The sequence below is a fragment of the Archangium sp. genome, from assembly GCF_036389735.1.
Lineage (GTDB): Bacteria > Myxococcota > Myxococcia > Myxococcales > Myxococcaceae > Archangium.
In genome coordinates this window covers 1-4,970 of the sequence record NZ_DASVWK010000832.1, presented here as the reverse complement: position 1 = coordinate 4,970, position 4,970 = coordinate 1, and the positions used below count along the sequence as shown (strand labels likewise).

Genomic DNA, 4,970 nt, shown 5'->3' with positions numbered 1-4,970 from the left:
CCTTCGCGCCCTTTTGGATGACGCGCGAGGCGTAGCGAGCCACCGACTCCATGCGCACCGTCACGTCCCGGTCCGCGAAAAGGCCGGCGAGCAGCTCGTCCTGGCCCACGTCGTCACCGGGCTCCAGCTCGGTGGCGGCGGACTTGCGCACCACCGGGTCCGCGCTGCGCACGGCGGCGCGGAGGAAGCGCAGGGCCAGGGCCGCGTCGCGCTCGCGCTCCCCCTTCTCGTCCTTCTCGGGGGCGGTGGCCACCTCCATGGCGGCGCCCACGCAGGCGTGGCGCACGGTGGCCGTCTCATCGTCGAGCTGCCGCGCCAGGGCATCCAGGGCCTCGGGCCTCCGGGTACGGCCGAGGGCCTTCACCAGGGCCAGGCGCTCGCCCATGTCCGTGGCGGTGCGCAGCCGGGCGGCGAGCGCCCCCACGGCGGCGACGGAGCCGAGCCGGGCCAGGGCTTCCTGGGCGCGCTTCACGGCGGCTGCGTTCTCCGAGCGCAGGAAGGTGGAGAGCACCTCCACGGCGCGGTCGTCCTGGCGCATGGCGAGCAGCTCGGCGGCGCGCAGGCGCAGGTCCTCGTGCTCGCTGCCCATTGCGCGGCCGAGGGCCTCGGTGACGCGCGAGTCATTGGCCCCGGCCAGCCGCTCAATCACCCCCACGCGCAGGTCCGCGTGCTCACTGCCGAGCGCGGCCAGCAGGGGCTCCAGGCTGCCCGGCGGGCTGAGCCGCTCGAGCAGCTCGAAGGCGTACTTGCGCACGTCGGCCAGGGGGGAGTCGAGGGCGGCGGAGATGCGGCCCTTGGCGGCCTCACCCCGGGCGGCGAGCTCCTCCAGCGCGGCGCGGGCCACGTCGGCGGAGAGCGAGGCGAGGGCGAGGGCCAGCGGCTCGTCGGAGCCGGCGGGGTACAGCTCCTTGAGGCCGGCGAGGGCCGCCTTGCGCACGAGTTGGTGCGGATCCTCCAGGGCCCGCAGGAGGGCGGCCACGGCCGCGGGGGTGCCGGCATGGCCCTCCTGGGTGAGCTTCACCACGCGGTCCACGGCATCGCGGCGCACGCGGTGGCCCTCGTCGTCCCCGGCGGACACCTGCCGCAGCAGGCCCACGTAGGCGCCGAAGGCGAGCCGGCGCAGGTGCTGCTTCTCGGCGGAGAGGAGCGCCTCGGGCGAGGGCTCGGTGGAGGCGGCCTTGCCGGTGCCGGAGGAGAAGAGGCGGCGCAGCCAGTTGCGCGCGGGCTTCTCCGGCACGGTCACCTTCTGAGGGGTCGTCTCGGGCTTCCAGGGCGCCTCGAGCGAGCGCGGACGGGCCACCTTCGAGGCCTCGCGGAAGTAGTCGAGCGGCTTGTGGCGCAGCAGCAGCACCTGGGCGGCGGCGTAGCGCTGCTCGGGCACGTCGCTGGCGAGGGCCTCGGCGAGCCCCACCATGCGGCGGGCGCGCTCGTCCTCGGCGGGCCAGTCCTTCATGTCACCGGCCTTCTCGGGACGGGGCGGCTGGAGCGCCTCCACCAGGTGGGCGTGGGAGGCGTCGGTCTCGGTGCGCAGCTCCAGGGCGCGGGCGGCGGCGTAGCGCACCTCGGGCCGGGCGCTGGAGAGGGCGCTGGTGAGCAGGTCGGGCGGCTCGCCCCGGCGCGAGGCGCGCAGGTCGCGGGCGAGGATGATGGCGAAGACGATCTCCTGCACCTCGCGGGCGCGGTCCTCCAGGCCGTGCAGCAGGCCGCTGTCCCCGTCCGGGCCGAGCGCCGCGAAGGAGAGGATGGCGCCGAGGCGGATGGGCTCGTGCTCGTGGCGCAGGTTGCCGGTGAGGACGGGCAGGGCGCGGATGTCGCCCAGGCGCGAGAGGCCATCGGCGGCCCAGGAGCGCACCGCCACGTCGGTGTGGCCGAGCGCATCCAGCAGGGAGCCCTCGTCGCCCCGGCGGCTGGCGGTGGCGAGGCCCCGGGCGGCCTGCTCGCGCACCGCGCTGGCCTCGTCCTTGAGGAGGGAGGTGTAGAAGGACAGCAGGCGGCGCGAGCCGAGCGTGGCCAGGGCGCTCGCGGCGCGTTGGCGCAGCGGGGCGAGGAAGGCCGGCGGGTAGAGGCGCTGAAGCTCCTTGTCGGTGAGGAGGTTGCGCATCGGCTCGATGATGTCCTCGGCGCCGCGGGCGGCGAGCAGCTCGGCCGCGCGCACCTTGAGGGGCAGCTCTCCGGAGCCGAGACCCGCGAGCAGGGGCCCGTTCTCGTTGGGGATGAGCTTGTCGAGCGCCTCGATGGCGGCGAGGTACACCTGCGGCTCCTCGGCCAGCAGCAGCTTGAGGAGGGGCGAGCGCACGGCCTCGGCGGGGGCGGTGGTGGAGCCCTTGGCGGCGAGGGCGCGCAGCGAGGCGTGGGCGGTGTCCAGGGCCGCGAGGTGCGGCTCCGCCTTCTCCTCGCCGACGTGCTTCACCCAGGCCTCGTAGGCGGCCCGGGCCACGGAGGCATCGCGGTCGCCCACGGTCTTCGTCAGCCGCGCCAGCGCCCAGTCCTCCTCGAGGCGGGCGGCGAGCTCGTCCACGGCGCGGCGGCGCAGGTCCGGGAAGCGGCCGGAGAGGGCGCGGTCGATGGCCTCCTGGGGGCTCTTCTCGTTCCAGGCCCAGAGGGTACGGAAGGCCTCGTCGCGCACCTTGGCGGACTCGTCCTCCAGGGCATCGCCGAGCAGGTGCACGGCCTGCTCGGAGCGCTTGCCCGAGAGCTTCACCAGCCGGTCGAGGCCCCGGACGCGCACGTCCTCATAAGAGGAGCGCAGGGCGGCCTCGGCGCTGGAGAGCGGTGCCTCGCCGGCATCGAGCGTCACCACCGCGTCGAGGGCGGTGGCGCGCACGTCGGCGTTCTCATCATCCAGCATCCACACGAGGCGCTCGCGGGCGCGAGGATCCTGGAGGGCGCGGAGGGAGTCGGTGGCCTGCCGGCGGATGGCGGCATCGGGCTCGCGGGAGAGCTGGAGCAGGGCCCCGAGCGCCCGGGCATCCCCGAGCTGCGCGAGACCCCGGGCGCCGCGCACGGCGGTATCGGGGGTGCGGCAGGCCATGGCGGCGAGCAGCGGCTCCAGGCTGGCCTCGGTGAGGGCCTCGCCGGCCTTGCCGGTGGCGGGCAGGGCATCGCGAGCGGCCCGGGCCTCGTCATCGGTGGGGCGGGCGCGGCGGGTGAGGCGCCGGGCGACGTCCAGGGCGGAGCGGGCGAAGTCGGCGTCCTTCTCCTCCAGCACGTGAGCGAGGGGGCGGCGCTCCAGCACGCGCACGGTGAAGGCCACGCGGCGCACGTCGGCGTCCGCGTCATCGAGGGCGCGGCCCACGAGGGGCTGCAACCGCGGCGAGCCCAGCCAGCCGGCTCCGGCGGCGCGGATGAGCACCTCCACGCGCAGGTGGGGCGTGCCGCGCTCGAAGGCCGTCTTGAGGGGCTCGGTGCTTCCCTGGGGGGACACCTGCACCAGCGCGTCGAGCGCGGTGCTGCCCACGGTGGCGTCCGCGTCCGTCAGCTTGCCGGCGATGAGGCCCGGTACGAGTGGCGAGGTCCCCCCGAGCGAGGCGAGGGCGCGCAGGCCGGCCATGCGCGTGTCCGGGTAGCGCGAGTCCAGCGCGGCACGCGGGGCGGCGAGCGGGGACTCCTTCTCCAGGGCGGTGAGGGCCCACAGCGCGGCGACGCGGACGAGCGTGTTGTCGTCATCCAGCCGCTCGCGCAGCTTCGCGCGGGCGCCAGTGCGGCCCTGCTTGCCGAGCTCCTCGGCGGCCAGCTTGCGCACCTCGTGCTCGCGGTCCGCGGAGAGCACGGAGAGGACGAAGTCGAGCGCCTCGGGCTCCTCCAGGGCGGCGGCCTCGCGCACGGCGGCCTCGCGCTTGGGACGGTTGCCCCGACGGGCCTCCTCCAGCAAATCGAAACCGTGGGCGTACGAGAGGGCGTCGGCGGTGGGCTTGCCCTCGGTGTCCAACTCACAGCGGCGCACCGTGCGGTCCTCGCCGCCGGCGTAGACGAAGCCGAGCTGCACCTTGGCCTGCCGCGCACTCATGGGCGGCATGAAGACGAGGGCGTGTACGGGCTTGCTGCCGTAGTCGAGCGTGCGCGGCTTGCGGCGCTCGTCGAGGCGCCACGCCTTCACCTTGCCATCGCCGCCGGCGGAGAAGATGCGGTCGGCGGCCTCCTCGCCGCGCTCGGGGGTGGGCGTGGGAGGAAAGAGGAGGGCGAGCACGGCACCGGCATGGCCGGAGTCCTTGTCACCGCGCACCTCGGACTCGATGGCGCCCACGAGGTACCAGATGCGCAGCTTGCCATCGTCCCCGGCGGACACGAGCCGGCCGTCGCGAGGGGTGAAGACGAGCGCCCGCACCGCGCCCTCGTGGCCGGGCATGTCGCGGCGGGCCCCGTTGGCGAGGGTGAAGGAGCGCACCACCGCGTCATCGCCGGCACAGGCGGCGTAGGTGCCCGAGGGGTCCACGGCGACGGCGCGCAGGGGCTGGGGCGAGGCCAACCACTCATGGACGCGCTTGCCCTTGCCGAGCTCCCAGGCGCGGAGGAACCCATCCGTGCCGACGGTGAAGGCGCGGGTGCCATCGGGGTGGAGGGCGACGGCGGTGCAGGCGCCCTGGTGGGCCTCCTTCACCTCGCGCTGCACGGCCCCATCTCCGAGGGCGCCGATGCGCAGGGCCCCATCCGCGCAGGCGGCGACCCAGCTCTCACCGGCGAGGACGAGCCCCAGGACGGCGGCGGGCAGGTCCACGGTCCAGGCCACCTTGTTGGTGGAGGGCTCGTAGGCGGTGAGGCGGCTGGTGGCGGAGGCGCGAGCGCCCCCCACGAGCAGCAGGCGCGCATTGGCGGCGAGCGCGCGGACCTTCTCGTAGTGGCCGATGGAGAGGGAAGCCATCCGTCTGAATCCTCCGGACGGAGGGGTTTAGCACAGGTGCACAGCGGCGATTGAAGCGAGTGGACACCGCCGGTCATGCGGCCATCGCCTTCTTTCGTCCTCCAGGTTTCCA

Annotated in this window: 1 protein-coding gene; it reads right to left on the bottom strand. The window is 75.0% G+C overall.

Annotated features, from left to right (window positions below; all coding sequences use genetic code 11):
- Window positions 1-4,858 (bottom strand): HEAT repeat domain-containing protein (locus VF794_RS29720; RefSeq protein WP_331116231.1); only part of this gene is annotated, 4,858 nt, incomplete at its 3' end.
- Between the last annotated feature and the right edge of the window lie 112 nt (window positions 4,859-4,970).